The sequence below is a fragment of the Sphaerisporangium sp. NPDC051011 genome (genome assembly GCF_040653595.1).
Taxonomy (GTDB): domain Bacteria; phylum Actinomycetota; class Actinomycetes; order Streptosporangiales; family Streptosporangiaceae; genus Sphaerisporangium.
On sequence record NZ_JBFAGG010000009.1, the window covers coordinates 184,366 to 211,345 of the forward strand.

The following is a 26,980-nucleotide window of genomic DNA, read 5'->3' on the forward strand; positions in this document are numbered from 1 at the left end:
GATGATCCTTAAGCGAGCGGGAAGTTGACGATGCCCTTGGCGACCAGCCGCACGTACAGGTCGGCCAGCATGACCGAGTACATGGACAGCCAGGCGAGCAGCATGTGGCGGCGGTTCAGCTTCGAGACGAAGGTCCACATCTTGTAGCGCAGGGGGTGCTTGGAGAAGTGGTTGAGCCGGCCGGCCGTGATGTGCCGGCAGGAGTGGCAGCTCAGCGTGTACGACCAGATCAGCACCACGTTGATCCACAGGATGGCCGTTCCGAGCCCGAAATGACCCCACGCGCCGTGCTCGTCCCGCAGGGCCAGCACGGCGTCCCACGTCAGCACAATGGCGATCAGCACCGCGCCGTAGAAGAAGTAGCGGTGGATGTTCTGGATGATCAGCGGCAGGCGCGTCTCACCGGTGTACTTCTTGTGCGGCTCGGCCACCGCGCACGCGGGCGGCGAGAGCCAGAACGCGCGATAGTAACCCTTGCGGTAGTAGTAACAGGTGAGACGGAAACCGGCCGGCAGGCCGAGGATCAAAATGCCGGGCGGCAACGTCCACCAGTCGCCGAAGGGGGCGAGGCCGAGGAATCGCGCGCCTTCCGGACACGACGTCGCCAGGCAGGGCGACGAGAATGGGGCGATGTAGGGTTCGACGAAGTAGCTCTTGTCGAAGATCGCCCAGAGTCCGTAGACGAGGAACGACGCCAACGCCGCGAATGTGATGGCGGGGGCCAGCCACCATCGATCCGTGCGCAGGGTGCGGGCCGCGATCTGCGCCCGTTGCTTCCTTTGCGCCGGTTCGCCGGTCGGACGACCGGCCGTTGTCTGGGTCATGGGAGAACTCTCCACCTTCCCCGGCCTTTGCCGCCTGAGGGGCGAGGGTCCGGGCTTTCAACTTGGCTGGGGTGCCGCGCGCGTGTGCTCCGCGCCGGACGCAGCCGCGCGCGTGGCCGGTGCGGGCTACGTTACGACGGGTGGAACCCTGCGTGTGGACAGGGTCACTCACTTTTTCGACTGACCTCGTGTGATTCCCGTCACGTCGCTGTCAGGCTCGAGAACCCGTCAGGAACGCTGTCCACCTCTTGGCAGTTTAACGACTGTCGCGAAGAAGTCGTCGATCCGGCGGACCACGCGAATGAACTGGTCGAAGTCGACCGGCTTGGCGACGTAGGCGTTGGCGTGGAGACCCCGCGTCACGCGTCCGCCTGAGGTCTCGCCAGCTCGACACCCTGCGGCAACGACCCCTCCTCCGCGGCCTCGGACAGGTAGGAGAGCAACGTGGCGCGGAAGGCGTGCGCCGCCCGGGTGGGCTCCACGTCCTTGCGCCGAGCGAGCGCTATCGCGCGACGAAGCCCCGGCGGGGCGAGTGGAGTGCCCGACAGCCCCGGCCGCCCGTCGAGCACCATCGACGGCACCACCGCCACCCCCAGCCCCGCCTCCACGAAGCGCAGCACCGCGTCCATCTCGCCGCCCTCGACGGCGAAGCGCGGCTCGAACCCGGCCTGGCGGCAGGCGTTCAGCGTCGCCTCGCGCAGGTCGTACCCCCGGCGGAACATCACCATCGGCCGTCCGCGCAACTCGTCGATCCTGAAGTACGGCCTGCGCCCGCCCACCCCGGTCGGGGAGGCCACCACGAGGTTCTCCCGCAGGATCTCCTGGGTGACCAGGGACGGATCGCTGCTCTGCAACGGCAGGATGATCAGGGCCAGGTCGAGCCCGCCGCGCGCCAGGTCCCGCACCAGGTCGCGCGAGCCGCCCTCCTCCACCAGCAGGTCGATCCCGGGATAGTCCCGGTGGAAACGGGCCAGCGCCTCGGCCAGCAGCCCCGCGCACAGGGAAGGGGTCGCGCCCAGCCGCACCCGCCCCCGGCGCAGCCCCGCCAGCTCGGCCACCTCGCGGCGGGCGGTTTCGGCGTCGGCCAGCATGCGCCGGGCCAGGGGGAGCAGCGCCTCACCCGCCGGGGTGAGGGTCACGTTGCCCCGGGCGCGGCTGAACAGGGGCGCGCCGAGCTCGGTCTCCAGCGCCTTGATCTGCTTGCTCAGGGACGGCTGGGCCAGCCGCATGCGCTCGGCGGCGTGTGTGAAATGTGCGGTCTCCGCCACAGCGACGAACGAGGCGAGTTGCTGGAGCTGCACGATTCACAGCGTACGGTGGCCGTTTCCGCCGATCTTCCCCGGCCTCATCGCCGCCCGCACGGTGAGCCTCCTCCGGCCCGGCCGCCGCCCGCATCGTGCGTCTCCTCCGGTCTCGCCGACGCCCGCATCGTGAGTTTCCCGCGGCCTCATCGCCGCCCGCGTTGTGATATTGCTCGCACGCGCGGCCCCCCGGTCGCGGCCGCGCGAGGTTGGGGCCACGGTGCATAGCCTCCGGCTATCGAGACAAGGCACGCGATGACTTGGACGGCTTATGTCTGCCTTACCTACCGTCGGAAAATGTGACATCGACGATCGAACGAGGCGCGGCGACGGCCGAGGTGCCCCGTGTCCCCACGACCCCCAGGAAGCCGGGCCCTGACCGGCCGGTCCGGGGAGGGCGCCCGAGCCTGCTCGGGACGTCCAACGGCAGGAAAGCGGTCATGGCCGTCAGCGGCGCCGTTCTGGTGCTGTTCCTCATCGGTCACATGCTGGGCAACCTGAAGATCTTCCTCGGCGAGGACTCCTTCAACTCCTACGCCGAGTGGCTGCGCACCGTCGGCGAGCCCGCCCTGCCCGGCCGGACGCTGCTGACCCTCACCGAGATCGGCCTGGCCGCCGCCGTCGCGCTGCACATGTGGTCGGCCGTCTCGCTGGCCCGCCGCGCGCGCAGGGCCCGGCCCGTCAAGTACGCGGCCAAGCGCAGATCGCAGGCCAGCGGCTACGTCGTCCACACCATGCGGTACGGCGGGGTCGTCATCCTGCTGTTCGTGATCTGGCACCTGCTGGACCTCACCTTCGGCGCCGTCAACCCCAAGGGCTACGACGCCACCCCGTACGACCGCGTGGTCGCCGGGTTCGACCTCTCCCGGTGGTGGGTCACGGCCTTCTACATCGTCGCCCTCGTCATGGTGGGCCTCCACCTGCGCCACGGCCTGTGGAGCGCCTTCCAGACCCTCGGGCTGGCGAACGGCCGCAGGCGCCACCTGCTCAACGGCCTCGCCGCCGTCTTCGCGGCCGTGCTGGTCCTCGGCTTCGTGTCCGTCCCCGTCGCCGTGATGATCGGAGTTGTGAAGTGAACTACACGACCGGCGCGCCGATCCGCGACACCAAGGCCCCGGACGGGCCCATCGAGGACCGCTGGGACCAGCGCCGCTTCTCCGCCAAGCTGGTCAACCCGGCCAACAAGCGCAAGCTGAACGTCATCGTCGTCGGCACCGGGCTCGCGGGCGGGTCGGCCGCGGCGACGCTGGGCGAGCTCGGGTACAAGGTCAAGTCGTTCTGCTACCAGGACTCGCCCCGGCGCGCGCACTCGATCGCGGCGCAGGGCGGCATCAACGCGGCCAAGAACTACCGCGGCGACGGCGACTCGATCCACCGCCTGTTCTACGACACCGTCAAGGGCGGCGACTTCCGGGCCCGCGAGTCGAACGTCTACCGGCTCGCGCAGGTCAGCGTGAACATCATCGACCAGGCCGTGGCCCAGGGCGTGCCGTTCGCCCGCGAGTACGGAGGGCTGCTCGACACCCGGTCCTTCGGCGGCGCGCAGGTCTCCCGTACGTTCTACGCGCGGGGGCAGACGGGCCAGCAGCTCCTGCTCGGCGCGTACCAGGCCCTGGAGCGGCAGATCGCGGCCGGGACCGTCGAGATGCACACCCGGCACGAGATGCTCGACCTGGTCATCAGCGGCGGGCGGGCGCGCGGCGTGATCGTCCGCGACCTGGTCACCGGCGAGATCGAGACGCACCTGGCGGACGCCGTCGTGCTCGCGACCGGCGGGTACGGCAACGTGTTCTTCCTGTCGACCAACGCCAAGGGGTGCAACACCACGGCCATCTGGCGGGCGCACCGGCGGGGGGCGTACTTCGGGAACCCGTGCTACACGCAGATCCACCCCACCTGCATCCCGGTGAGCGGCGAGTACCAGTCGAAGCTGACGCTGATGTCGGAGTCGCTGCGCAACGACGGGCGCGTGTGGGTGCCGGTGCAGGCGGGGGACACGCGGGCGCCGGGGGACATCCCGGAGGCCGAGCGCGACTACTACCTTGAGCGGATTTATCCGGCTTTCGGCAACCTGGTGCCGCGCGACATCGCGTCCCGTGCCGCCAAGAACGTCTGCGACGAGGGCCGAGGCGTCGGACCGGGCGGCCTCGGCGTGTACCTGGACTTCGCCGACGCCATCGCCCGCCTCGGCAAGGACGCCGTCGAGAAGAAGTACGGCAACCTCTTCGAGATGTACGAGCGCATCACCGGCGAGGACCCCTACACCCGGCCCATGCGCATCTACCCGGCCGTCCACTACACGATGGGCGGGCTGTGGGTGGACTACGACCTCCAGTCGACCATCCCCGGCATGTTCGTCATCGGCGAGGCCAACTTCTCCGACCACGGCGCCAACCGCCTCGGCGCGTCCGCCCTCATGCAGGGCCTCGCCGACGGCTACTTCGTGCTGCCCACCACCATCGGCGACTACCTCGCCGCCGGTCCCTTCGGCGAGGTCGCGCAGGAGGACGTCGACGAGGCCGTCGGCCAGGTCACCGGCAAGATCGGACGGCTGCTCGCGGTCGGCGGCACCCGTACCGCCGACTCCTACCACCGCGAGCTCGGCAAGCTCATGTGGGACCACTGCGGCATGGAGCGCACCGAGGAGGGCCTGCGCAAGGCCCTGGAGCGCATCCCCGAGCTGCGCGAGGAGTTCTGGAACAACGTCAAGGTGCCCGGCGAGGGGGAGGGCCTCAACCAGGCGCTGGAGCGGGCCGGCCGGGTCGCGGACTTCTTCGACCTCGCCGAGCTGATGTGCCTCGACGCCCTGCACCGCACCGAGTCCTGCGGCGGGCACTTCCGCGCCGAGTCCCAGACCGAGGAGGGCGAGGCGCTGCGCGACGACGAGCACTTCGCCTACGTCGCCGCCTGGGAGCACAACCCGGACGGGGACCCGGTGCTGCACAAGGAAGAACTCCAGTACGAGTACGTCAAGATGAGCCAGCGGAGCTACAAGTGAACCTGACCCTCAAGGTCTGGCGGCAGAACGGCCCCGCCGACAGCGGGCGCATGGTGACTTATCGGGTCACGGACGTCTCGCCGGACATGTCCTTCCTGGAGATGCTCGACGTCCTCAACGAGCGGCTCATCCTCGAAGGCGACGACCCCGTCGCGTTCGACCACGACTGCCGCGAGGGCATTTGCGGCATGTGCGGCATGGTCATCAACGGCGTCGCCCACGGCGAGCAGCGGGCCACCACGACGTGCCAGCTCCACATGCGGCACTTCCAGGACGGCGCCACCATCACCATCGAGCCGTGGCGGGCCGCGCCGTTCCCCGTCGTCAAGGATCTCGTCGTCGACCGGAGCTCCTTCGACCGCATCATCCAGGCGGGCGGCTTCATCTCCGTCCCCGCCGGCTCCGCGCCTGACGCGCACAGCGTTCCGGTGAAGAAGGAGGACGCCGACGACGCGTTCGACGCCGCCACCTGCATCGGCTGCGGCGCCTGCGTGGCCGCCTGCCCCAACGGCTCGGCGTCCCTGTTCACCGCCGCCAAGATCACCCACCTGGGCCTGCTGCCCCAGGGCCAGCCCGAACGCGACTCCCGCGCGGTGGCGATGGTCGAGCAGATGGACCTGGAGGGCTTCGGCGGCTGCACCAACACCGGCGAATGCACCGCCGTCTGCCCCAAGGGCATCAGCCTCGACGTAATAACCCAAATGAACCGCGACTACCTAAAAGCCGCCAAGTAGCTTTCTCGCCCACGAGAGCCGTGCACCGACCACCCGCCCGGTGCACGGCTTTCACACGCAGCGGCGAGGCACTCACGCGCCGCGCGGCGATCCCCTCAGCGGAAGTCCGGGAGATGCGTGGCCTCGACGTACAGTAAGCCCGGCGGCCGGTGTGTGATCGCGGCCGGAAGTGAGGGACATCCGCTATCCTGGGCTCATATACCACCCGGTTCCTTGTGGGCCGGGTTTTCTTATGCGCACGTACGGTGTGACGGTGGGGCGGTGTACCCGTCCGTTGGCTTGAGCGCCGGTTCGCATGAGGCCAGGGTGCACTGGCGAAGATAGGACGACAGCGTCAGCCCGGCTCCCTCTGCTGCGTTGCGCAGACGAACGGACTCCTCTGGCGTGAACCGGACCGACACCATGCTGGACAATCGGCTCGGTTCAGTGCGAAGCACCTCTTCGCCCAGTGCGCCAGGGTCGTTGCGATGCGCATAGTAGAATTCGGCCAGCTCGGCCTCGCTCATTTGTTCTGCATCTTCCATCACACCTCCCACGCGGTGCGTCGGCGCGTACGAAGCGGTCCTCGCCTTCGGCTCGGGCTGTGCTTCCCAAGCCTGGCGGCAGGGCTGGTGCTGGTAGCCAGGTCGATTCCTACCTCTAGCGAAGTTCGGCACCATCCATAGTTCCTGGACCACAGCGTCGCGCCGATCAGCCGACCAAGCAGCGCTAACTTGAAGGCGACAGAGTACAGATCAAAAGCGGGTGGCGAGGCTACCGTTCTTGATGGCGGCGGTGAACACGTTCCACTCGTCGCGGGCGAACTTCAGCACCGCTCGGTCGAGACTCTTGGAATCGCGTACAAGGTTCAGGCCGCCGTACGTCGTCGCGCCGAGCTTCGCCGGGCCGTCGAGCGTGGCGACCTCCACGCAGTTGCCGCCCTGGCCGCTGCTGTACGGCATGGACCCAGGCGCCTTCATCGACGCCGTCACCGAAGGCCGAGGCCCGACCAGCACCCGGACCCTGGTCACCGCCCGCATGCCCTACGCACACGAACGCCAGCGCCTCCAGATGGAAGCAGGCGCGCCCATCCTGCTCATCCGCCGCCTGCTCTGCGACAAAGACGACCGCCCCCTAGAGGTCACCGAAGTCAAGGCATCCGCCGAGCAGTTCGAGACCACCCACGCAGGCGAAAACCGCCACCTCATCCCTGAGGAAGTACTCGACGCCATGGACGAGCACACCCCGCCCGAGCAGTACGTCAAAGGTCGGGTCCTGCTCGCCCTATGATGCCGGACCTCGGTTGATGCTTGACGCTTCCGCCCCGCCTGAGGCTTTACATGATCACGACGTGGCTATCGACTCAAACTCTGCGCGGTCTGGCCATCATGTCGCGCGACACTTCCGCTCATGCCGATGACAGGACGTACGCCTATGGATTTAGACTCGACTGTTCGGTTCGCATAGACTATTCCGCTGAGAACGATCCGGGCTTGAGCCACTGATGCGTGCCGAGGAGATCGATGCCGGAGCCGATGCCCGATCTGCAGGGGTTTGCTGCTCGGCTCGCCAACGGGCCGGCATTTCTCATTCTCGGCCGATCGGCGGATCGTGACGAGAGTCCCGCCGCGGAGTACCGCTGGAGCGGGATATACACGACGCGAACCGATGCCGCGGTGGCAGCGCAATTCCGCACCGACTGGCGTACGGTCATGCCGGTCGGCGCCATGTCGTCCACTCCCTCGCGCAGCCAGACCGAGCTCGAGGTCCGCTATCTCCTCGGCGGGCAGGACCTGCCCGAGTCCGAGCGGCCTCCGACCAACCCGCTGCAGATGGCGGATGCCCGGATGCGCTGCGTCCAAGAGCTTGTGCGTCTTGTGACGGAGACCGTCACACCGCGAGGCGTCGTCGTGATCGAGGGCTGGGCGCCAGGCGACGACCTCGCGGTCACCGACCTGGTGCCGACCCTGCGCTCTCTCGGTCCCGGCCAGGTGCACCTCTTCTCGGGACGGCCCTGGGCCGGAGACCCCTTCGTCTCAAGCTTGGTCAGCACCGGCCAGCTCGTCCTGCACTCCGAGTCGCTGGACGACGCGGTCAGCCGACTCGCCGAAACTGGCGCGCTCACCACCGGCAGCCCGGCTGGGCCGGGTCGTGGTTCCCAGCACGTCATCGCGCTCGGCGACGGCTTCGTCGAGATCGACATCCACACGTGGAACCAGATCCGACGCTCCGCCCGGCCCGTCGACCTCGAACTGCTGACGCCACCTGTCTTTAGCTCCGAGGCGGCGCGGTACCAGGGGTTTCGCCGTTTCGCCGGCGCCACCGAGGGCTCACCGCAGTGGCGGGGTATCGCCGCCGGCATGAACATCCGCCGCGATTTTGAGGAGAACCTCGCAGAGAAGGTCGCGGAGGCGCTCAAGGAGCCGGACCTTCTCGCACCGCTCATCCTGCTGGGACAGACGACGACCGGAAAGAGTGTCGCGCTGGCCGCACTTGCCATGGAACTGGCCCGCAGTGGTGAGTGGGCGGTGCTGCACCAGTCCCGGCGCACCGTGCGACCGTCGCTCGACGACATCGACATGTACGCCACCTGGGCGGAGGATCACGGCGCGAAGGCCACCGTCCTGGTCTGGGACGGGATGGTCGACCCGGACGAGTACGCGGCGCTTCTGCGCCAGCTGCGCAGCCGGGGCCGCAAGGTGCTCATTGTCGGCTCGGGGTACGCCACACGAAACAGCAACTCCCTGTCCGTCGACGCCCCAGCGCAACTGACTGACAACGAGTTGACGCAGCTCCTCGCCCTGCTGAAGTCCTTCGGCATCGAGATCCGCGCCCCCAAGGCCGCCCTGGACACCAGCTTCCTCGCGTTCCTCTACCACACCCTGCCGGACTCCCACTTCAACCTCACCAGCGGCCTGGCGCACGAGATGCGGGCCGCCGAGAAGGGAATGGAAAAGCTCGTCCGGGAGCGGGGCAAGCAGGCCAGCCAGCGCGAGCGTCTCACCGCCATGACGGCGGCGTTCCAGGCTGCCGGGTTCGACATCGGCGAGATGCTCCCCGGCCCGGCGGCGGACGAGAAGCCACTCATCGAGCAGACCTTCGGCGAGCGTAGCCCGATCCAGCAGGTGACAGCTCTGGCACTGGCGGCCACCCGGCATGGCGTGCCCGTCCCGATCGACCTGGCGCTGCGCATCCTGGGTCGTGAGGGTTCGCAGAGCATCCTGGACGTATTGAACTCGTTCGACATCGTCCGCGATATTGAGGACGACAGCGGCGAGTACTTTCTGACCATCCGCTCTCATCTCGAGGCAGAACTCCTGGCTCAACACGAGATCTCCCTCGAGGCGGAGATCGAAATCATCACCGAGGTGATCCGGAAGGTCCGGATCAACGAGGGCTACACCGGCGAGACGGACGAGGTTTCGTTCGTGGTCTCGCTCCTCGAACGGCTCAGCCCGAAGTTGAACGACTCCAGGTACAAGCCGCACTACGGTGAGATAGCCGAGGCACTCGCCGATCGGCTGGCGGAGGCCGGACGCCTCCACCCCCGCCTCGTGCTGCAGGAGTCGATCTTCGTACGCGGCTTCGTCCACTGGCGTCAGGGACGAGGTGACGGAACCTCGGAAGAGCGGATCGCCGATCTCGAGTACAACCGCGACCTGATCGAGGAGATGCTGTCCGAAAGCAGCGTCAAGGGGATGATGCGCCTGTCGCTGACGGTAGAACTGGCCTCGACGCTGGGTGCGATAACTCATGAAATCTCCACGCAGCCCGAGGCTGCCGGGGCAGCCGGAATCGTCGGCCGGCTCGACGACATCCTCCGGGCGGTGCTCCAGGCGCGGGCCATCGATCCGGGGAACCTCTATCCAATCGACGTGCTGGCATGGTCGACCCGTGACGCGATCAAGACCAACGCGCTCTCTCTCCATGAGCGGCTCGACCGCCTCACCAATGCCGTCGCCACGCTGGACTCGGTCGACCGGGTGCCGCTGAGCGAGGCGCAGCGGGCGAACCTCGACCGGCGCAGCGCCGAACTCAACAAGCTCCTGGCCAATGACGACGCGCTGTGGGCGAACCTCCGTAGCCTGGAACAGAACGCTGATCCGGCCGCGATCTACTTCCTGGCTAAGTTCGAAGCCGATGAGGGACCGGTGGGCGAGGTCAATGCGCTCACCCGTCTGCGAGAAGCACCGCCGACGACCCGCAGCGACTGGCGTTGCGCCCAGTTGCTCCTGGAGCTGACCTGGAAGAAGATCACCGGACAACGGCTGCTTCGAGGCGGCCGCATACCGATCCACTTCTCACAGGCGGACCTGGCCACCCTGCTCGGGCTCGCCGCCGACCTCAGAGACACCGAGCTTCCCGATCGCTACAAGCTCACCTTCGTCAAGGCGCTGGCTCTCTTCGTCTCAGGCAACTACACCGAGGCCAAGCACACGTTCCGGCAAGTCGAGCAGATGACCAGGCAGTTGCCACGGCGCATCCACACCCTGGTGCTGCTTGGCGACGAGTCTGGCGCCCCGAGGATCTTCACCGGCAGGGTCGAGTGGACGGACGAGCAGGGTGGTGAGGTCTGGGTCGACGAACTGAGCACGAAGGTCTACTTCGAGCCGCGCCTCTTCTCGATCTCTCAGCAGTTCGCCAGGCACCAGCGACTGCCCGCCTTTATGATCGGATTCAAGCTTACGCGGGGACCCGTTGCCGAGCCCCGTACCCTGTACCGCGAGACGCGGCTGCGATGACCGATCCCCTCGCCGGGCTCGCCCGTAATAAGCTGATATGCACAGGTATGACACTGAGCTACGAGGCGCCGGTCGATCCAAATCCGCGACCGGGCACCGAAGCCGCCTTCGACGCGCTGGTCACGCAATACTACAAGCTCTTCCGCGAGAGCATCCGTACCGATGTGACCTTTCTTCGTTCGGTCGAGGATTCACCGTACGTCGCGAACTTCAACAACGCCGTCTACCAGCTACGGACGGCGAAGCAGCACGACGACAACCTGAAGGCGAAAGACTTCTATACGGAGTGGACCCGTGACCGGTCCTGGGAGGCGGCGGCGGAGGCATTCTTGCGCGAGTCGGCGAAGGCACTGTCCGACCTGGAACGCGTCAGCCTGCTGGTCCGGCGCGATACGAAGCTGACGAAAGCGTGGAGGGACAACGCCTCCGTCGAGCCGGAAACCATATTCGAGGCGGTGTGCCGGGACCTGAACGCCCGCTTCAATTACGGCTATCGGCAGAAGTTGCTGCGCAACGTCAACCTCCGCCGAGAGCGCCTGGCCTCGGGACTCGACGTACGCGCAGCCGTCGAGCAGTTCTGCGTGCAGGAGATCAGCGCCGCTCAGAATCTCACCTTGCCGGTGCCGTATTACGAGATCCTCGACAGGCTGGGCCTCCTGGGTAAACGCAACGCACGCGCGGCGCTGCTCGTGGCGTACTCGGTCTGCGCGGCGACCGAACTCACCGGCGAGGCGTTCCTCCAGCGCGTCGAGGAGACTTGGCGGGTCGGCAGTTCCTGAAGAGGGACGGAGCCCCGCAGACGAACGGGTCGGCACCGCAGACAGCGGTTGTCGGGATCCGCTGGTACAGGTCAGGTCGGAGGTCGGCAGGCGGCCGGAATCCAGGTAGGCGCCGACCTCTCGCCGGCGTAGGGATGCTCGTGGAACACGTAGGCGCCGCGGGTGCGTGCCCCCCGGTCAGAGTGACCATACGGGAACCGGTCAGCGCCTGGGACATCGCCTGCACCCCAGGCAGTTGGGCGACGATGTCCCCCTTGGCCTGCACGATAACGGCCGGCTCCGGTTCGCGATCGGCCAGCCCCAAGGCTTCGCCGTACACTCGGCCCGGACACTGCTGGCCCTATGAGCTCGTCTAGATTTTCTTTACGGGTGCAAGGCGGCAGCGCTCCGCGCCGCCGCACCCGGCCCGGAGCCCTTCCGCACGCCGGGCGTGCGGCCCTGGCGGCCGGTCCCGGCGGCGGAAACTCCGGGCCGCTCCGCCGCACCGAGCGCCCGCCGCACCAAACGAACCCGCCGCACACCGGAGCACTGCCGCCCCGGCAACTCATACGCCCACGAGGCAGGGGACATCACTCCTCCGCAGGAGACAAAGATCCTTGGGTAGTCCGCGGACCTTAGCAAGATCCACTTTCAGCCGCAGTGGCGCCGGCCGAACTCCCTCACGGTCGCCCTACGGCATTCCGCCGGCCCCATCGCTCAACAGCGAGTAAGCAGGATGTCACCAAACCGAGATGTCTCATCTCGACGCGTCAATCAATTCTGTCGGTGCTCCGCAGTAACCTGCCAGAGCGCCAGGGCGAGCAGTGGAGGAGGCTGCGGCATGATCGAGCGAGATCCACAGCGATTCTTCAGCTCGACGCAGCGACAAATCCTTTATTTGCATGCTGGCGGCCTGTGCCAAGTGTGTGGTAGCCCACTTGATGTGGACTGGCATGCCGACCATCGAATCCCTTGGGCCGCTGGCGGGCCGACCGCTCTGGAGAACGGCCAAGCTCTTTGCTCTGTCTGCAATTTGACCAAAGGACGTGAGATGTCGTACGTCGACGCCTTCCAGCCACGGCCCTTCCAGGCAGATGTGATCACCCAGGTCATGGATGGCGTGAGGTCGGGTCGCGATCGGACGATCGTTTTGGCATCGCCAGGGTCTGGCAAGACACTCGCCTATCTAGCGCTAGGCACGAGGCTCTTCCGTGAAGGGTTGATCGACAACATCGCTGTTTTTGTTCCGCGCGTAGCGCTCGCGCAGCAGTGCGAGATCGACTGGATGCACGGCAGACCCTCTGAGCCGCCGTCCGGAACGTGCCTTCTCTTTGATAGCACACGACGGCTCGGCAAGATCCGTCACCGCGTCAAGGAGCTTCCTCTCACGTTCGACTATGAGCCTGGGTCGGGGTTTGTCTCAACGTACAGTGCGCTTGCAATTAACGAGCGTATCTTCGCCGAATGGGCGCACAGACACCAAGGGCGATTCCTGCTTGTTGCCGATGAAGCCCAATTCTGCGGAGATTCAAAAGACAGCGAGGGCGGCGGAACGAAAGCCGGCGCATTGATTGAGAAGCTTCATGGCTTCGCAATGCACACCCTCCTCCTCACGGGCACGCCGTATAGGGCAGACAATCAGCCGTTGGTATTGGCGGAATACAATGACCCGAAGGCAGGCGACTCCCGCGGCCTCCGCTCTCTCGTTCGTCACGCGGAAGCTACTTACGCCGATGGTATTGCAGAGCGTTATCTGCGCACATTCGAATTGCATCTCACGAACTCTCAGGTCACACAAAAAACGCTCGGAGATCCCGCAGACCGCATGAAAGGTGAGAACACCCTCACCTATAACCTATCCGACAATGGCGAAGACCTTGCTGACGTCTTGAGAGACCCAAAGACATGGGAACCGCTGGCGGATAGAGTCGTAACTAAAGTCCGCGACAAGCAGAAGTTCAATTCCTCGTATCGAGGCTTGATTTCCTGCATGGGACAGAACGAAGCGAAAGCGGTCCAAAAATACCTCCAAAGCAAGTATCCGGGCTTGAGAGTTGGTATTGCGGTCTCTTCAGATACGGATGCTCCGGTGGCCCTTGCGGACTTCAAGGCAAAGCCGATGGACGTCCTTGTTACAGTTCGAATGGCCTTCATTGGCTATGACTGCCCACAAATCACGGTCGTAGGCATTCTGACGCACTACCGAGACGGCGGTCATCTGATGCAGCTGGTAGGTCGCGGACTACGGGTATGGAAGGACATGCCGGCCAGAGAGCAATCTTGCGTCATTGTCGCACCCGACGACCCGAAGATGAAGGAATTCCTCAGCCTTCTGCGTGGAGAGCTAGATCAAGGCCTTCGCCGCGTCCAAGAACGCGACATTATCAGCGAAGGTGGCACAGCTGAGATACAGCGCCCTCTTTCATATGTGGAATCGGCTATCGCGACAACGACGCGTGCAGCGAGCAACGACACTGACGTGGAGTCAGATGAACTGATGTTAATCGAGTCCATCAAGGTCGCGGTGGATTCTGCGGAGGACGCGACCAAACTCGTGAAATTCCTCGACCTATACGGAATCAGAACCAAGCAGGCAGGCGGTGAATCAAGCCCGCAAACGGAGCCGGAACGAGAAGTTTACGTCGAGGTTCCAACTATTCAGGTTCCGAAGACCGACAAAGAACTTATTGAGGACTACAAGAGTCGGACCAGAAACGCTATCACTAAGTACCTGGCCGCCACTGGTATCCTTCCTGGCGCACCTGGGTATCAAGAGGCCATCACTAGGGTTACGGGCCGCGTCAATGATGCGTGCGGATACAACGCCACTACCGCCAACACCGTAGAGCGTGCGGAGAAGCGACTCCGGGCCGCACTGGCACTCATGTAGGAGGCAATGATGACTGTTCGCATCGAGTCAAACGCTCACCTCACTCCCGAACAGGAGCGTATTTACCGACTGCGCCATACGTTGGAGCGGGACGGAGGGACCCCGGGCGGCTTTTTGGAGCTGCTGGCTTCCGTGATCGCCGACAATACGTGGCGGCAAGTTCCGTCGGGGGTTAACACAGATAAGCCGTTTACCTCCTTCAGGGCTTTCGTCGAAGCTAAGCCGCCATTTGGCCTCGGGCATCGCGCGGAAGACATCCATGCTCTCCTGCAGATTCGTCATCCACACGAGGGAGCAAAAAGCGTCCGTCAAGAGATGGCTGCGATGCGGGCTGAGGTAATTCGTTTGCTCGCCAAGGATGGGATTACCGGATACACAGAAGACCAGCGTAACCGTGATATCAAGGCATGGGTTGCCCTGGATCGGTCTGGAGGTTGGTGGCTCGGATTCTTCGTCGCCTGCCAGGTCCGACTAAGCAAAAGTACTGTCACTGCAAGCACGAGTACGACAACCCACGAATCCAACAAAATATCAGCCCAAGAGTTCGCGAAACGTGCTGGTATATCTGCTGACCGAGTCATGCGATACTATCGCGCTTGGGAAGCTGCGAGTGCAGATGGCGTGGTAACGAAAGGGCCGGATGATCTATATCCTGGTCATGAGCCAATTGAGTTGCCCCCAGCCGAGGAGTGGAATCTATACTACAGTAGTCGCAAGGGAGCATTCACTGAGCGTGGCGCTCTGATAGCGGCTGCGGCAGAAGCTGAGGGAATCAAACCTACGAAAGCCCTCGAGGTTTCCGAGAATCCCACCGCACTGCGGGCTGCAATTCTCGCCGATTGGAAGACAGCAGAGGCTGCACGTTCCGCTTTGCTGGACCGCATGCGGGACGATATCGAGCTTCAGGCTACGATGGCTAGCACCCTTATTTCGGATACCGATTTCAAGAGAGCAGTCACCGTCGAGACAAGGCGAATCGACCAGCTCGGATTCATTAGGCGAGTGGCCGAAGAGGGGACCATAAAAACTCCTGCCGGCCAAATTGTGAAGGCACCGGAAAAGGTACAGGCCGAGGCAAGACAACACTTGGCATTAGCTGAGCGGGCTGAGACGCCTAGTGCTGCACTGTCGGCAGCGAGTGCTTACGACAGGTTGCAGCAGCTCATCGGTCAAGTGATCGATGACAATCCGGAGATTCAATCTAACGAGCGTCGAGCACTCCTCAACGGGCGCATCCGAAGAGCTGCACGAGCTTTCGCGGATCTGGACTTTGACGCTGCGGACGGCCTATCCGATCAGGAAACCGTCGAAAGCTTGGAACGACTTCTTGAGACTGTCACAAGATGCCTAGCTCTCATCAAGAGAGCGGCACCAGTAGAGCAGAGCCGAACGTCCGAGGATGCGTGACCCATTCTGTGGGTAATATCAGCCAAGGCCAGTATCGACAGTGAGCGGCCGGACGTGGGTTTTATCTCCCGATAGCTGCGTGGTACAAGCATCGTTTGACCAGAACGGGTTGCTTGTGGGGCGGGTAGCGGGTTATGCGGTGGGCCGAGACTGAGGAACGAGGTCTCGGCCCACCGATCGCCCCCAACTACCTGCGGTGGCTGGCCACAGCATGGCGATCGTCGTGCTGTATCTGTGAGACGGTGGCGCGTCCTTTGTCGGTGGGTGCGGTCTGGTATGGCGAGCGCCGCGTACGGCGGGCGGCTCGCGTTCCCGCCGCGGACCGGGACCGGCGGGCGCCCACACCCGCACGCCCGGACGGCGGGCGAGCGGCGGGCCGTGCGGCGGCGCAGAGCGTCGGCGCCTTGACACATAAGAGCGAAGTCGGAAGCGATCTCAGAAAGTCAGAAGACGTCCGCATGCCTGTGACCAAAGCATGAGCTATTCCAGCCTGGGGTTCGCAGTCAGGCCTTAGCCTGAATCCACCGCGCTGCTCTGTGCGTGATCTTGTGGGTTCAATTTCCCCGTGAGCGGTTGGGCCTGGTGAATGTGGGCGTGGGGGTGCGGCCGCCCGGGTCTCGTCGGCTTGTCCACGGTGTGTTGGCTCGGGGATGTGGTGCTCGGGGCGCGTGTGGGTGACCGCGTGGTCGTCTCAGGTGTGGTGACCGGGGGGTTGGGGCTGGTCAGGCCGCCTTGGCCGGGGGTGGCCGGTGGGTGATGTCGAAGATGTTGGTGAAGGGGCGCTGCCAGGGCCAGTGCCGGGGCAGGTGCAGGGTGATGTGATCGCGTCCGGTGCGGGCGAGCCGGGCGGGAAGGCTGATCAGGTGGCGGCGCAGGGTCGCTGTGCGGGCACGAGCGTGGATGGGTCCGGCCAGGCAGCCGACCGCGCGGGTGAGGTTGTGAGTGAGGGCGGCCAGGGTGAGCCAGGCGGCGTTGGCGTTGAAGTCGCCCGAAGGCAGATGGGCGAGCGGGCCGTCGAACAGGTCGGCGAAGACCTGCTCGACGATGGCGTGGCCGCGGTGGTGCCGTTCGGCCTGGATGAGTTCGAACGGGCTGTTGGTGAAGACGGCGTGGTAGCGCCAGGCGGTGAACAGTTCGTCTTGTCCGGTGGCCGCTCGGGGGTTGAGGTCTTTGACCCGGCGGACGATCAGCCGGGCGGTCACCGCCTGGTTCTTCTTGGAGGTGAAGGCGGTGTAGGTGGTTTCGGCGACTTCGGCATCGGAGATCCACCGGCCCGATGGGTCATCGAATACCGCATCGGTGTACTTGATCGCCTGCCAGGCGGCTTCGGGGATCGCCGCGATCGTGGCTTTGATCTTCTTGTCCATCTTCGCGGTGATGGAAAAGTGGGCGTCTTGGCGCAGGCAGGCGTGCGCGACCGATGCGGAGTAGTAGGCGGAGTCGAAGCGGGCCACCAGGATGCCGCCGCCCCCGGCGGCGCGTGCCACGCCGATGGACTCGGTGACCAGCGAAGCCGCGCCGCGGGCGGAGTTGGCGGTGCCGCCGCGCAGCCGGGTGGCGGCGATCACGGGAGCTGAAAGCGGTGTGGAGATCACCGCGGCCGGCGCGTTCAGCCCACGGATCATCACCGATTTGCCCTGGATCTTGGTGTGGCCGAACCCGGCGCCCTGTTTGCCGGGGCCGTAGATCCGCTTCTGGGTGGAGTCGATGTCCAGGAACGCCACCACGCCGGCTCCGGGCAGCAGCGGGGTGTGCCCGGCGAGCTGGATCAGCAACTGGCGGCCGGCTTTCTCCAATTGCCGGACGTTACCCCAGGTGAAGGCGCGCAGGAACGAACCCAGCGTGGGGCACGCACGTCGTCGAACAGCTTGGTCATCGCGCCGTGCCGCAGCAGGTCCAGATCATTGATCGAGTCGGCCCCGGCGGCCATCCCGGCCACAATCGAGCTGATCTTCGCCGGCGCGTTCACCCCGCACGGGCCGGCAACGCGGACATGCTCGCCCACCAGCCCTGCCAGACCACAGCGTTCGGCCAGTCGCATGACCGGTACCAGCCCTGCGTACGCGATCAGATGGTCATCGTCGAACACCGCATGGGTCTTGCCAGGAGCGTGAGAGACTTGCACTTACGAGGTGTCCTTTTGGTTTGGCCGATGGAAGCGTAGACAACTCCCATCATCCCAGGCCGGAGGGCACCTCCTTTCATTTCAGGGCATTCAACTCAGATTGACCTCGGTGGATCCAGGCTTAGGCCCCGCACCTGTGCTTCCAATGCCTTCTAGATCATTTGTGCTCGGCCGCTCTTGATCGACTTCTCATGCGCACACCTTAACTTCCAGACGAAAAGCGGCGTTTATCCTTTTTGTCGCATACCGACTTATGCGGCTTGTTGCAGTCCGGGATTACGCTGGCAGTAGTGGTACCTTCTTGGGCGTAAGATGGCGGGTCTGACATTACGTCCTGCCACCTAACGGAACTTGGGAGGTCTGGCCATGGCACGGTATGGCTACGTGGTGTTCCAGTTGCGCGCGCACCTACGTGGACGCCCGGCCGATGAACGTCAGCTTGACGATCTGGATCGTCAAGGGACGGACCTTCTCCCCCTTCTTGAGAAGCATCTCGCGAAGTGTAAGGGTGAAATCCTTACTGAGAAGCGCTTCGAATATGCGCATCGTATTGATCGTGCTGCAAGCTCAGACAGAGCGATCTTGATTCATGGAACATCGGGTCCATATGGACTTCTGGGTAATGCCGTACATCTTGACACTGGCGAAGAGAGTGAAATCGACGAGCGAACAGCGATGATGACATCCATGCGCTCTATGATCTTCCTTCCCCCAAACTCCCATGACGGACTGATTTTCTGCGAGCGGATAGGTGCACGCCACTTCCGAAACGCTATCGATCGTCATATTTTGGGTCCAATCGCACGAGATTACAACGTTCAGCTCAAAACCTACGCTCATGTCGACCCGAAGGCTTGGAGTGCCTTTCTGGAGCATGCCGAGGTAAATCAGATCACATCTGTTTACCGTTCGACCCGGATAGAGGATGTCGGTCCCGATAGGAGTCGAGCCAAGGACCTGCGGATAACGGCGGGCGGTTTGGTAGCCCACAGAATCGGTAGAAACCTGCAAGCATCTCTACGCAATCTCACGGAGAAGGGTACACCTGTCGCATTCAATCTAGACGAGTATCCGGATCTCCGGCCAGGAAACCCCAGTCAATACGAGAGAGAGGCGTCAGAGTTGCAAGTTGAGAGTGGAGACGCGCGGCGAACCATAGTCATAGAGCGCGAACAGCTGCCTCAATTCGTATACGACTTGGGAAGTCATGTCCCCGTGCACGCTCTCCGTGAGACCTGGACGCATCATGCGAGCCAACTTTTGTCGGACCAGGGCGTTAGGATGAGTCCGTAGAACCAAGGTCGCCTTGCGTGGTCGTGTGACCTGGGAGAGCCTGGAGGTGGCGCGATGCGCATCATACCTGATCTTGGCCGACTCGGACTCAGGTACCTTGTACGCGATCACCTGGATACTCTTTACGAGATAGACCGTAATGACACACACAGAAAGAGTCGTTCCGACTATCTCATATTCTTCGGCCTTCCGGGCATTCTTTTCTTCGCTGCAATTCTCTTCGACTGGCGACTGAAAGGGATCGAGGAGCTGCTAGGTGGCGTCTCCATCCTGACTGGCCTGCTGTTTGGTCTCCTCATTCATGTGTTCTCGCTCGGACTGAAGGTTGCTGAGGACGCGCGGCTTTCGCGGCGTGATCGATTGAGTGCACTCATAGAAGAACTGAGGGCGAACGTGTCCTACGCCTGCGGGGTAGGTCTCCTACTAACAGCGATACTGATGGTGGGTGCGGGGTTCGATTTGGCGGGACCCAAGGGGCTGCCGCCATTTCTCTCTGGATCGGTCTGCGCGCTATTTATGCACCTAGTTTTGACGCTGCTGATGGTAATAAAGCGAGTACGTACAACCTACAAGCTGATGGTACTCTAAGCGACTGCGTATCGGCGGTACCACTGTAGACGTGGGCGCATCGCTTCGCGGCCAAGAGCCCATGACAACCGAATAAATGCCTAGTCGAGTAGTTCAAGATGTCTGGCTTCGAGGGCTGGGCGGGCGGTTGCATAGCGTTCGTGAAACCCTTGGGCGAGTGCTTCGCGGCGGTAATTTCGATTAAGGATGCGGTCGAGGTCAGCAGCGCGATTGACGATATCTGGTAGGGACCTGCGTTCGATGTCGAATGCGGTGAAGCCGTGGTCTACGGGGGCGTCGAGGTTGCCTCGGCGGGCTTGGATGATGCGGAGTTGGATGGGGCGGGGATGCGGGTTAGGGGAAGTCACCGCACCACCACCCCGGCTTGACAACAACCTGTCACCGGTCGAGAATTCACCCAGCTGTCACGGAGGTGCGCCGGCCAGTGCCGAAATATCGACCGGAACGAGCGAGCACATCACCCTCGGACTGTGAACCAGACCGTGCGGCCCTTGGCGTTCTCGCTCCAGCCCCACGACGAGGACAACTCCCGGACCAGCCACAGCCCCCGGCCGCTCTCGCTGAACGGCCCAGCCTGCTCCGGAATCGCCGGGGTGCTGCTGGGTGATCCCTCGTCGGTCACCTCGACCCGGACCATCTCGCCGTCGTCGTATACCCGGACTTCAACCACGCCCCCCGGCTGACGCCCCGACTTCGAGTGCCGCACCGCGTTGGTGAAAACCTCGCTGACCAGGATCTCAACGTCGTCCAGGTCTAGCCGTCCGGCCACGTACAGCACTGAGCGCACATACGCCCGCGCGACCTTGACTGAACTGCCAAGGCCGAGAAGCTCGACCTTGCCGAGTAGGTCACCGGTGGTCCTCATTACACAAGCTCCCAGATTCGGTCAGGCGCGTCGTCGGCGAGCACCCGCACTCGCTGATCCGGACCCTGGCCCCAGGTGTAGACCCATGTCCCCTTGGCGTTGAACGCCATGACTCGCAAGGCCCCCGTCGTCCGAGGCACCACCAGAACGGGTTCCGTCTTCAGGGGCAGATCAACTGCCACGCGAAGCCCCCGCCGGTTCAGGTTCCAGGCCAGCCGAACCAGGTGGTAATACTGCTGCTCTTTCACCGTCCGGGGAACACGTTGACTGTTCGCCGACGTACCAGCGTTGCTACGCGACCGGGGGTGTCCGTCGTTCTGGGCTTTCATGTCTCGGCCCTTCGTGAGCACGGCAGTTGACCTTGCAACAGCGTGGCCATCCGACCACCGACGAGCAGTCAGGAGCGCTACACTCCCGGAAGCTACCGGAAAACCACTTCCTCCGGAAGTTGCCTTTGGAAGTTTCCAACGGGAGATGCCATGCCGCCAGAGACAAGCCCGACCGTGCGCCGCCGTCGCCTAGCTTCTGAACTGCGAAGACTCAGGATCGAACGCGGCATGACCATGCAAGAGGTGGCGGATCAGATAGAGATCACCGCCGCGTCGCTCAGCCGCCTCGAAACCGGACGCCGCGGAATAAGGCCCCGCGACCTGCGCCTGTTCCTCGATCTGTACCAAGTGGGCGAACCCGGACGAGACGACCTGCTCGCCCTCGCGCGTGAAGCCCAGCAACGCGGCTGGTGGCAGAACTACAGCAATGTGCTGCCGAGCGAGTACGCGACGCTGATCGGACTTGAGGCGGAAGCGGCCACCATCAGGAACTACGAGCAAACCCTGGTGCCGGGACTGTTGCAGACCGAGGACTACGCGCGGGCGGTCATCCAGGCGTTCCGTCCCAACGATTCCCCAGAGGAGATCAGCCGCCTCGTCGCTGTGAAGATGGAGCGACAGAAACGACTCACCGGTGAAAGGCCGCTTGAGGTCGCCGTGATCGTCGGTGAAGGTGTCTTGCTCCAGCGCATCGGGACGCCAGAGGTCACGGCTGAGCAGTTGCGGCGGCTGGCCGACCGACGACCGAACGTCATGGTTCAAGTCCTGCCGTTCCGAGCAGGGGCGCATCCGGCACTGACAGGCTCGTTCAACATCGTCGGCTTCCCCACGCCCAGCGACCTCGACGTGGTCTATCTGGAGAACATGTCCAGCGCGCTGTACCTTGAGGAAGTCGAAGAGGTCCGAACCTACGGCATGGTGTTCGACTACCTTCGAGCAGCGGCACTCAGCCCCAACGATTCGGCCGATAGGCTGTTGCAAGCGGCGGATAGACTCACCTGAGTGATCCAAAGAGAGGAGCGCGGGATGCCCGACACGGACCTGTCCCGCGCCACATGGCGCAAAAGTTCCTACAGTGGCGGCAACGGGAACTGCGTCGAGATGGCCGAGCTGCCCAACGGCATGATTGCCGTTCGCGACTCCAAGGTGCCCAACGGACCGGCAGTGACGTTCAACCATGCCGAGTGGACCGCCTGTATCGCCAGCCTCAAGCTGGGACAGATGGACAACCTCGGCTGATGCATCACCAGCCGTAATCTTGCTTCCTAGGTCAGATTGCGCCCAATCGCTCGCTGGCGGTTGGGCGCTTTCATTCACCGGCACAGGTTCCCTGGAGGCGGGCGTAGGAACGCGCCTCCGGCGGGGGAATCCGGTTCCGGGGCTGAAGACCGTAAGAGTTGCTGTGGAAGCCCGGCCGTCCCTCCTGCCGTCACCCCGGGCAGAGCCAAGCAGACCGGGGGATAGGGCGCAAGATCGTTCGTCCAGTGGGGCGCTGCATCTTGCGCCCTATCCCCCGGGCAGAGCCAAGCAGACCGGGGGATAGGGCGCAAGATCGTTCGTCCAGTGGGGCGCTGCATCTTGCGCCCTATCCCCCGGCCCGCTTCCCTACGGGACGGGATGACGGCATACGGGACGGCCAGGCACGGCGGGGATGCGGTTGATCGAGATCAGCCCGTGGATCATCACGATAGAGGTACATTCTCAGAACTTACTGGCGAGTTGCTCGCGAACGCCGTCACATACGGAGAGCCGCCCATCAGGCTCTCGATGTGGATGGGGAACGGCGAGCTGTGCGTACGGGTCACCGATCACGGTCCCGAGCTACCCCGCCATCTCCGCCTCGGGGCTTGGGCCGTACACGGACGTGGGCTCGTGATCGTCGCGGCCCTCGCCGACGACCACGGCGTCACGCAGCCGTCCGAGGAGCCGGGGAAGACCGTCTGGGCCCGCTGGTGGTTGCCTGGGAGAGAGACGACAGACTCTCACGCCACCCAAGAGGCATCCATCCCTCAGCAGTCCGTTCCTCAAGGGCCGATCAGAGGACCTCGGCATAGCCTCAACGGGTTGTAGCTCTTCGGGTTAGACAGGCTTGACCGAGCGCATGGCTTCTAACGCCAGGCTCTGGGGCGGCCCGGTGAGTTGGTGTGACCGTCCGCCGAGGTCGGTGTCGGCGGACGGTCACCACGCGGGGTCAGGGGCGGGTGGCGGTGGCTTTGTAGCCGCCGCCGGGCCAGTGCCAGGCGCCCGCGTAGGATCTGCCGTCTTCGGCGAAGGTGCCTTCGAAGTAGGCGGGGGAGCCGGGGGCGTCGTACCAGATCGTGAGGGTGCCGTTCTGCACCTGCCAGGTGTAGGGGAGGACGTCGCCCGCGGTGCTGAAGACGTGCGAGCGGAGGGTTCCGGTCTCCTCGTCGTGGCCGATGTACTCCACGCCTCGCACCTGGCCCAGTTCGAAGCGCTGGATGAGGAAGAAGCCGCCCTCCATCCATTCGAAGGTGACCTGGCCGTCGCTCGCGCCCTGGCCGCCGTCGGACGTGGTGACGTTCCACGTCCCGACCAGGACGTCCAGTTGCCGGAGCGCCGGGTTCGGTGTCTTGTCGCTCATCGCGAGCCCCTCTCGTCGATCGGTATCGGTATCTGTTGAGACGGGGCCGTGAGAGAAAAGGAATCGGTCGAGTGAAGGGCGGAGCCGAAGGCGGGATGCGAGCGGCCCGGTGTTCCGGACGGCTCGAAGGTGGGCTGACGTCAGCCGAGCGTCTTGGACGGGGAGACCCCGGCGGAGGTGCTCGTCTACATGATCTCTGTCAGTCGAGGGTCTCGGGGAGGGTGAAGGCGGGGAAGAGGGACGGGCCGAAGGTGGTGATTTCCAGCACCTCGCCCGCCTCGATCCGTAGGACGTCGAGGGACTGGGCGCGGTACGTCGTCTCGCCTGGGCGCCGGTTGTACTTGGCCGCGGCGGGCCGGCGGTTCGCGTGGACGGGGACGAGCCGCCAATCCCCGTGGTAGCCCGGGGATCCGGGATCGAAGACCTCGGCGGCGAAGGCGGTGATGGCGTCGCGGCCCGCGAACCACATCGGGAGCGGCGGCATCGTCAGCCGGACGTCCTCGCTCAGCAGTCCGGCCAGGGCGTGGGTGTCCGCGCTCTCCATCGCGGCCATGTACCGGTGCAGCAGCGCGCGTTCGTCCTGCGTCGGCTCCGAGGAGGTCGCCCATTCCAGCCGCCGTCCGGGCAGCCGCTCCCGCAGCGTCGGCCGGGCCCGCTGGAGCGCGCTCTTCACCGCGGCGACGCTCATCTCCAACACCGTGGCCACCTGCTCGGCGGGCCAGCCGAGCACGTCGCGCAAGATGAGCACCGCCCGCTGCCGCGGCGGCAGGTGCTGGATCGCGACCAGGAAGGCCAGCTCGATCGTCTCCCTCGCGACGGCCACGGCATCGGGTTCGCCCTGGCGCGGCGCCACCGGCTCCAGCAGCGCGTCCGGGTAGGGCTGCAACCACGGGATCTCGTACGGCCGTTCCACCGGATCCGTACCGGAATGTGAGGGCGACCGGTACGGCTGCGGCCGGCGCGGGTTGCGGTCGAGGAAGTCCAGGCACGCGTTCGTGGCGATCCGGTACAGCCAGGCCCGGAACGTGGAACGGCCCGAGAAGGTTTCGCGTCCGCGCCAGGCGCGCAGGAACGTCTCCTGCGTCAGGTCCTCTGCGTCCTCGAAGGAGGCCAGCATCCGGTAGCAGTGCACCTGAAGCTCGCGCCGGTACCTCTCGGTGAGTCCGGCGAACACCGACTCGTCCCCCGCGAGGGCGGCGGCCACGGCCGCGCCGTCGTCCACCTGACCAACCCGATCCACCGAATCCACCCGAGCACGATAGCCATCGCCAGAGCGTTCAAGGCGTAGCGGGAGGAGCAACCGTAGGTACCTGGATGCTTCGTATCCTTACACGAGCGCCAGAGCCATGAAAGGATACGGCTTATCCTTTCACGCTGGGGGTGTGCGTGAAAGGATAAGCCCGTGGCGGGGTACGGGGAGGCATTGTGGCCTGTGGCATGGGACGCCCCTAGCAAACGGGACAGGCGGGGCGGGATCTACCGTCCCTATCTTCCCGATCGGCTGCTGGGAGGCCACCTTGTCGTTTCTCCCGAGGTGGCGCGAATGGCCGCCGACGCCGAGAAGCTCGTGCGGTCGCTGATCGCTCATCCGGCCAGTGACGGTGTCGACGGGCTGGCGAGATTTCTCCTGCGATTCGAGGCGATCGCGTCGTCGAGAATCGAAGGGCTCCAGGTCTCGCCGCAGCAGGTGGCACTGGCCGAACTCGCCGATACTGATGCCGGAGTGTCGAAGGAGTTCACCGCGACGGCACGGCTGGTCGCCAACAACGTGACAGTGGTGCGGCGGGCCGTGACCGCGCTGGTCGCCGCCAACACGGTTTCGCTGGACGACGTCCTCGATCTCCATCGCGTCCTGCTCCCCGAGGAGCGGCACCATGGGCTACGGCAGGTGCAGAACTGGGTCGGGGGCGGTCATCGGCATCCGCTGGACGCGGAGTTCGTTCCACCTCCGCCGGAGTATGTCGCCCCGCTCATGGAAGACCTCCTCGGCTATCTCAATGGTGCTCAGCATGCGCCGCTCCTCCAGGCGGCCATGGTGCACGCGCAGTTTGAGACGATTCATCCGTTCACCGATGGCAATGGACGGGTAGGCCGCGCCCTCATCCATACGGTCCTGGCGCGACGCGGTCTGACGCCGAACGCGATTCTCCCGATCAGCCTGGTGTTGCTGACCCAGTCGGATCGATATGTGGCCGGGTTGACGGACTATCGGTATGCCGGTGAGCCTTCCTCCGCTGAGGCACGGTCGGCCCTCGATTCATGGTTGCGTGTCTTTCTTGCCGCTTCGACGAAGGCGGTCGAGCAGGCGGAGGCGTTCGCCGACGAACTGACGCAATTGCAGGAGGAGTGGCGGCAACGTCATCATGCCTACCGTGCGTCCCAGGGGCTGCGGCCGGTTCCGCGAGCGGACGCGGCCGTGGCGCGGCTTCTCGATGTCCTGCCGGCCGTGCCGGTCGTGACCGCGCGCACTGTCGAGCGTCTGCTGTCGGTCACGCATCCGGCGGCCCGGCAGGCGCTGGAGGAGCTTGCCAAGGGAGGCATTCTTCATCCCAAGCAGGTCGAGCGGAACACCACCGGATATCTCGCGCGGGAGATCTTCGATCTGCTCACGCTGACGGAACGCCGGCTTGCCAGTACGCGGTGGGACACCCGCGAATCCCTGCCCAACCGGACGGTCCCGGCTCGGCCGCAGCAACGTTGAGCAGCGCACCGGGGGTCATCGCCCAGGTGGCGCCTATCCTTTCAGGGACACCAATGGCGTGAAAGGATACCGCTTATCCTTTCACGCCGGTGACCTGCGTGAAAGCATCTCCACCTGGGCACCGAGAACTGCCGGGTCTCCGGTTGCGAACGCCCGTGGATCAACTTGGGCAACGAGCCAGTGTGTCGGGCTCACCGCTGGCAGATGATCAAGCACGCACGCTTGAGCAGTTTCTCGCGGACCCGGCCGTCAAGGGCCTGCCCGGCCGGGGAGCCTGCGGAGGGTGTGCCTGTGACTGAGCGCTCTCCGCGCGGGCCTCAACTCTTGACGGCCTCTGCGATCTGCAGGGCGGCCTGGGCGGGCGTGAGGTGCGTGGTGTCGACGACCTCGGCCTCGCCGTGTAGCCACGTGCGGGCCGCGTCGGCGTAGGGCTCGAGGTATTTGAGGCGGAAGGGGGAGGGGCCAAGAAGAGTGTCCCCCTCGATGCGCCTGCGGAGGGTGTCTTGGTCAGCGTGGAGGACGAAGTGCCGTATTGGGATGGCATGTTGGGAGAGGCCCGAGCTGATCTCGCGCCAGTACTCCTCGACCAGGACAGTCATGGGCATCACCAGAGTGCCGCCGGTGTAGTCGAGTACGCGGCGGGCGGTCTCGACTACGAGTGGCCGCCACGGCGGCCAGTGCTGGAAGTTGTCCGTCTCGGGCAGCCCTGGCGTGATGTCCATGAGTGTCTCGCCGACCTTCTCGGCGTCGAACACCCGTGAATCCGGGATCAGTTGCTGCACGAGTGCACTGGTCGTCGTCTTGCCTGCGCCGTGGGTGCCGTTGAGCCATACGATCACGGGAT

Annotated in this window: 23 protein-coding genes and 2 pseudogenes; 13 read left to right on the forward strand and 12 right to left on the reverse strand. The window is 64.7% G+C overall.

Features of this window, described 5'->3' with window-relative positions; all coding sequences use genetic code 11:
• Nucleotides 1-8: 8 nt before the first annotated feature.
• The 3 genes and pseudogenes from AB0H21_RS22140 to AB0H21_RS22150 all read right to left on the reverse strand — a co-directional run bounded on the left by AB0H21_RS22140 (nt 9) and on the right by AB0H21_RS22150 (nt 2,125).
• Nucleotides 9-824 carry a hypothetical protein gene (locus AB0H21_RS22140; protein WP_358519403.1) on the reverse strand — a complete coding sequence of 272 codons (816 nt, stop codon included), beginning with the start codon at nt 822-824 and terminating at the stop codon, nt 9-11.
• A gap of 228 nt (nt 825-1,052) precedes the next feature.
• Nucleotides 1,053-1,175, reverse strand: a pseudogene (locus AB0H21_RS22145) (response regulator); the annotation flags it as partial.
• 8 nt (nt 1,176-1,183) lie between these two features.
• The gene (locus AB0H21_RS22150; protein ID WP_358519405.1) at nt 1,184-2,125 is read right to left on the reverse strand and encodes a LysR substrate-binding domain-containing protein; all 942 of its coding nucleotides are present in this window, start codon (nt 2,123-2,125) and stop codon (nt 1,184-1,186) included.
• 299 nt (nt 2,126-2,424) lie between these two features.
• On the opposite strand from AB0H21_RS22150, the gene AB0H21_RS22155 reads away from it, so the two are divergent.
• The 3 genes from AB0H21_RS22155 to AB0H21_RS22165 are packed head-to-tail and all read left to right on the forward strand — an operon-like array spanning nt 2,425 to nt 5,857.
• Nucleotides 2,425-3,201 (forward strand): succinate dehydrogenase cytochrome b subunit, encoded by a 777-nt coding sequence (locus tag AB0H21_RS22155; RefSeq protein WP_358519407.1) that lies wholly within the window; start codon nt 2,425-2,427, stop codon nt 3,199-3,201.
• Nucleotides 3,198-5,123 (forward strand): fumarate reductase/succinate dehydrogenase flavoprotein subunit, encoded by a 1,926-nt coding sequence (locus AB0H21_RS22160; protein WP_358519410.1) that lies wholly within the window; start codon nt 3,198-3,200, stop codon nt 5,121-5,123. Before AB0H21_RS22155 ends, AB0H21_RS22160 begins: the two co-directional genes overlap by 4 nt.
• Complete coding sequence (locus AB0H21_RS22165; RefSeq protein ID WP_358519412.1) at nt 5,120-5,857, forward strand: succinate dehydrogenase/fumarate reductase iron-sulfur subunit; 738 nt, start codon at nt 5,120-5,122, stop codon at nt 5,855-5,857. The genes AB0H21_RS22160 and AB0H21_RS22165 overlap by 4 nt, the downstream gene beginning before the upstream one ends.
• A gap of 230 nt (nt 5,858-6,087) precedes the next feature.
• Here AB0H21_RS22165 and AB0H21_RS22170 read toward each other — a convergent pair whose 3' ends face one another.
• Nucleotides 6,088-6,381 (reverse strand): hypothetical protein, encoded by a 294-nt coding sequence (locus AB0H21_RS22170; RefSeq protein WP_358519414.1) that lies wholly within the window; start codon nt 6,379-6,381, stop codon nt 6,088-6,090.
• 210 nt (nt 6,382-6,591) lie between these two features.
• Nucleotides 6,592-6,798 carry a DUF397 domain-containing protein gene (locus AB0H21_RS22175; RefSeq protein ID WP_358519417.1) on the reverse strand — a complete coding sequence of 69 codons (207 nt, stop codon included), beginning with the start codon at nt 6,796-6,798 and terminating at the stop codon, nt 6,592-6,594.
• On the opposite strand from AB0H21_RS22175, the gene AB0H21_RS22180 reads away from it, so the two are divergent.
• From AB0H21_RS22180 to AB0H21_RS22200, 5 genes are all read left to right on the forward strand, one after another.
• Entirely contained in the window at nt 6,797-7,126 is a 330-nt protein-coding gene (locus AB0H21_RS22180; RefSeq protein WP_358519420.1) for a UTRA domain-containing protein, read from the forward strand. The genes AB0H21_RS22175 and AB0H21_RS22180 overlap by 2 nt on opposite strands.
• Before the next feature lie 233 nt (nt 7,127-7,359).
• Nucleotides 7,360-10,578, forward strand: a complete 3,219-nt coding sequence (locus AB0H21_RS22185; protein WP_358519423.1) for a hypothetical protein — start codon at nt 7,360-7,362, stop codon at nt 10,576-10,578.
• A complete protein-coding gene (locus AB0H21_RS22190; RefSeq protein ID WP_358519426.1) occupies nt 10,575-11,357 on the forward strand; it encodes a hypothetical protein in 783 nt (260 codons plus the stop codon). Before AB0H21_RS22185 ends, AB0H21_RS22190 begins: the two co-directional genes overlap by 4 nt.
• Before the next feature lie 820 nt (nt 11,358-12,177).
• Nucleotides 12,178-14,226, forward strand: a complete 2,049-nt coding sequence (locus AB0H21_RS22195) for an HNH endonuclease (protein WP_358519429.1) — start codon at nt 12,178-12,180, stop codon at nt 14,224-14,226.
• Nucleotides 14,227-14,235: 9 nt separating this feature from the next.
• Complete coding sequence (locus AB0H21_RS22200; RefSeq protein ID WP_358519431.1) at nt 14,236-15,633, forward strand: hypothetical protein; 1,398 nt, start codon at nt 14,236-14,238, stop codon at nt 15,631-15,633.
• A gap of 722 nt (nt 15,634-16,355) precedes the next feature.
• Here the strand turns inward: AB0H21_RS22200 and AB0H21_RS22205 are convergent.
• Both AB0H21_RS22205 and AB0H21_RS22210 read right to left on the reverse strand, forming a co-directional pair.
• Nucleotides 16,356-17,686 (reverse strand): annotated as a pseudogene (locus tag AB0H21_RS22205) (IS1380 family transposase).
• Nucleotides 17,687-18,166: 480 nt separating this feature from the next.
• Complete coding sequence (locus AB0H21_RS22210) at nt 18,167-18,304, reverse strand: hypothetical protein (protein ID WP_358519433.1); 138 nt, start codon at nt 18,302-18,304, stop codon at nt 18,167-18,169.
• Between the two features lie 801 nt (nt 18,305-19,105).
• Between AB0H21_RS22210 and AB0H21_RS22215 the strand changes: the two genes are divergently transcribed.
• Entirely contained in the window at nt 19,106-19,639 is a 534-nt protein-coding gene (locus AB0H21_RS22215; RefSeq protein ID WP_358519436.1) for a hypothetical protein, read from the forward strand.
• A gap of 457 nt (nt 19,640-20,096) precedes the next feature.
• Here AB0H21_RS22215 and AB0H21_RS22220 read toward each other — a convergent pair whose 3' ends face one another.
• Together AB0H21_RS22220 and AB0H21_RS22225 are read right to left on the reverse strand one after the other, a co-directional pair.
• A complete protein-coding gene (locus AB0H21_RS22220) occupies nt 20,097-20,504 on the reverse strand; it encodes an ATP-binding protein (RefSeq protein ID WP_358519439.1) in 408 nt (135 codons plus the stop codon).
• Entirely contained in the window at nt 20,504-20,752 is a 249-nt protein-coding gene (locus AB0H21_RS22225; RefSeq protein ID WP_358519441.1) for a hypothetical protein, read from the reverse strand. The genes AB0H21_RS22220 and AB0H21_RS22225 overlap by 1 nt, the downstream gene beginning before the upstream one ends.
• A 231-nt stretch (nt 20,753-20,983) precedes the next feature.
• On the opposite strand from AB0H21_RS22225, the gene AB0H21_RS22230 reads away from it, so the two are divergent.
• The 3 genes from AB0H21_RS22230 (at nt 20,984) to AB0H21_RS22240 (ending at nt 22,903) form a co-directional block, all read left to right on the forward strand.
• Nucleotides 20,984-21,835 carry a helix-turn-helix transcriptional regulator gene (locus tag AB0H21_RS22230; protein WP_358519444.1) on the forward strand — a complete coding sequence of 284 codons (852 nt, stop codon included), beginning with the start codon at nt 20,984-20,986 and terminating at the stop codon, nt 21,833-21,835.
• 24 nt (nt 21,836-21,859) lie between these two features.
• Nucleotides 21,860-22,072: a DUF397 domain-containing protein gene (locus AB0H21_RS22235; RefSeq protein WP_358519447.1), complete on the forward strand. Its 213-nt coding sequence runs from the start codon at nt 21,860-21,862 to the stop codon at nt 22,070-22,072.
• Between the two features lie 378 nt (nt 22,073-22,450).
• The gene (locus AB0H21_RS22240) at nt 22,451-22,903 is read left to right on the forward strand and encodes an ATP-binding protein (RefSeq protein ID WP_358519450.1); all 453 of its coding nucleotides are present in this window, start codon (nt 22,451-22,453) and stop codon (nt 22,901-22,903) included.
• 121 nt (nt 22,904-23,024) lie between these two features.
• Here the strand turns inward: AB0H21_RS22240 and AB0H21_RS22245 are convergent, their stop codons facing one another.
• Both AB0H21_RS22245 and AB0H21_RS22250 read right to left on the reverse strand, forming a co-directional pair.
• Nucleotides 23,025-23,435, reverse strand: a complete 411-nt coding sequence (locus AB0H21_RS22245) for a hypothetical protein (RefSeq protein WP_358519451.1) — start codon at nt 23,433-23,435, stop codon at nt 23,025-23,027.
• Nucleotides 23,436-23,634: 199 nt separating this feature from the next.
• Entirely contained in the window at nt 23,635-24,684 is a 1,050-nt protein-coding gene (locus AB0H21_RS22250) for a sigma-70 family RNA polymerase sigma factor (protein ID WP_358519454.1), read from the reverse strand.
• Nucleotides 24,685-24,978: 294 nt separating this feature from the next.
• Between AB0H21_RS22250 and AB0H21_RS22255 the strand changes: the two genes are divergently transcribed.
• Nucleotides 24,979-26,136, forward strand: a complete 1,158-nt coding sequence (locus AB0H21_RS22255) for a Fic family protein (protein WP_358519457.1) — start codon at nt 24,979-24,981, stop codon at nt 26,134-26,136.
• Between the two features lie 317 nt (nt 26,137-26,453).
• Here the strand turns inward: AB0H21_RS22255 and AB0H21_RS22260 are convergent, their stop codons facing one another.
• Entirely contained in the window at nt 26,454-26,975 is a 522-nt protein-coding gene (locus AB0H21_RS22260; RefSeq protein ID WP_358519459.1) for an AAA family ATPase, read from the reverse strand.
• Between the last annotated feature and the right edge of the window lie 5 nt (nt 26,976-26,980).

What these genes read in the sequence shown, in the direction of transcription:
- AB0H21_RS22235 (WP_358519447.1), top strand. Translation starts at nt 21,860, where the DNA reads ATGCCCGACACGGACCTGTCCCGCGCCACATGGCGCAAAAGTTCCTAC.
- AB0H21_RS22255 (WP_358519457.1), top strand. Translation starts at nt 24,979, where the DNA reads ATGGCCGCCGACGCCGAGAAGCTCGTGCGGTCGCTGATCGCTCATCCG.
- AB0H21_RS22240 (WP_358519450.1), top strand. Translation starts at nt 22,451, where the DNA reads ATGACGGCATACGGGACGGCCAGGCACGGCGGGGATGCGGTTGATCGA.
- AB0H21_RS22190 (WP_358519426.1), top strand. Translation starts at nt 10,575, where the DNA reads ATGACCGATCCCCTCGCCGGGCTCGCCCGTAATAAGCTGATATGCACA.
- AB0H21_RS22230 (WP_358519444.1), top strand. Translation starts at nt 20,984, where the DNA reads ATGCCGCCAGAGACAAGCCCGACCGTGCGCCGCCGTCGCCTAGCTTCT.
- AB0H21_RS22220 (WP_358519439.1), bottom strand. Translation starts at nt 20,504, where the DNA reads ATGAGGACCACCGGTGACCTACTCGGCAAGGTCGAGCTTCTCGGCCTT.
- AB0H21_RS22170 (WP_358519414.1), bottom strand. Translation starts at nt 6,381, where the DNA reads ATGGAAGATGCAGAACAAATGAGCGAGGCCGAGCTGGCCGAATTCTAC.
- AB0H21_RS22140 (WP_358519403.1), bottom strand. Translation starts at nt 824, where the DNA reads ATGACCCAGACAACGGCCGGTCGTCCGACCGGCGAACCGGCGCAAAGG.
- AB0H21_RS22215 (WP_358519436.1), top strand. Translation starts at nt 19,106, where the DNA reads ATGCGCATCATACCTGATCTTGGCCGACTCGGACTCAGGTACCTTGTA.
- AB0H21_RS22195 (WP_358519429.1), top strand. Translation starts at nt 12,178, where the DNA reads ATGATCGAGCGAGATCCACAGCGATTCTTCAGCTCGACGCAGCGACAA.
- AB0H21_RS22200 (WP_358519431.1), top strand. Translation starts at nt 14,236, where the DNA reads ATGACTGTTCGCATCGAGTCAAACGCTCACCTCACTCCCGAACAGGAG.
- AB0H21_RS22210 (WP_358519433.1), bottom strand. Translation starts at nt 18,304, where the DNA reads ATGCGCATATTCGAAGCGCTTCTCAGTAAGGATTTCACCCTTACACTT.
- AB0H21_RS22180 (WP_358519420.1), top strand. Translation starts at nt 6,797, where the DNA reads ATGGACCCAGGCGCCTTCATCGACGCCGTCACCGAAGGCCGAGGCCCG.
- AB0H21_RS22245 (WP_358519451.1), bottom strand. Translation starts at nt 23,435, where the DNA reads ATGAGCGACAAGACACCGAACCCGGCGCTCCGGCAACTGGACGTCCTG.
- AB0H21_RS22185 (WP_358519423.1), top strand. Translation starts at nt 7,360, where the DNA reads ATGCCGGAGCCGATGCCCGATCTGCAGGGGTTTGCTGCTCGGCTCGCC.
- AB0H21_RS22175 (WP_358519417.1), bottom strand. Translation starts at nt 6,798, where the DNA reads ATGCCGTACAGCAGCGGCCAGGGCGGCAACTGCGTGGAGGTCGCCACG.